This is a genomic window from Rhizobium sp. BR 317 (assembly GCF_047445835.1).
Lineage (GTDB): Bacteria > Pseudomonadota > Alphaproteobacteria > Rhizobiales > Rhizobiaceae > Rhizobium > Rhizobium paranaense.
Window position 1 is genome coordinate 1 of sequence record NZ_JARWLB010000217.1, and the last position, 548, is coordinate 548.

The 548-nt window shown below is 57.1% G+C and carries 1 pseudogene; it reads right to left on the reverse strand.

The window, feature by feature from the left end:
* Nucleotides 1–548, reverse strand: a pseudogene (locus tag QD357_RS32880) (TerC/Alx family metal homeostasis membrane protein); the annotation flags it as partial.

A 548-nucleotide genomic window follows, 5' to 3' on the forward strand; every position in this document is an offset into this window, starting at 1 on the left:
GATTTTCGAGCCGATGAAGACGAGGACTATYGCAAGAGCCGGCTTCAGATATTTGAAACGATGGATCATCGCTGCCAACGCGAAGTAGAGGGCGCGCAAGCCGAGGATCGCGAAAATGTTCGACGTGTAGACGATGAACGGATCTGTCGTGATCGCAAAGATCGCCGGAACCGAGTCGACCGCGAAGATGACGTCGGCGACTTCGATCAGCACCAGGGCCATGAAGAGCGGCGTAATKAACCAGACCATCTTGCCGGTCTGCGGATGCGCCTGCTTCACGAAAAACCGTTCGCCGTGGTGGCTGTCGGTKACGTTGAAGCGACTGCGCATGAAGCGGATKAGCGGGTTCTTCGACACATCGGGCTCGGCATCTTTTACGACAAGCATTTTGATACCGGTCGCKATCAGGAACGCGGCAAAGACGTAAAGCAGCCAGGAGAACTCGGCGACCAGCGTTGCGCCGACGCCGATCATGACAGCGCGCAAGAGGATGACACCCAGAATGCCCCAGAAGAGCACCCGGTGCTAATAAAGGCGCGGAACGGCGA